This window comes from Gilvimarinus sp. 1_MG-2023 (assembly GCF_030548285.1).
Genome location: NZ_JAUOSC010001726.1, coordinates 1 through 235 on the forward strand (window position 1 = coordinate 1; position 235 = coordinate 235).

The following is a 235-nucleotide window of genomic DNA, read 5'->3' on the forward strand; positions in this document are numbered from 1 at the left end:
GTCGATGATCAGCCAACGCCTGAGCGATACATTGGAAAGTGATGCCTATATTCAACGAGGGGAGCGTGTTTATCCTATCGTTGATTTCTGGGATGCAATTCAATGGCTGCTGAATGAAGCCAAAAAAGGCTTCAATATCCAGCGCTATAAAGGTCTGGGAGAGATGAACCCGGATCAATTGTGGGAGACCACCATGGACCCGAATACCCGTCGTATGCTGCGGGTTGGTATCGAG

1 protein-coding gene is annotated in these 235 nt (G+C 48.9%); it reads left to right on the plus strand.

What is annotated here, in order from left to right:
- On the plus strand, positions 1 to 235 hold a 235-nt coding region (locus Q4563_RS22640; RefSeq protein ID WP_303606151.1), incomplete at both ends, for a hypothetical protein.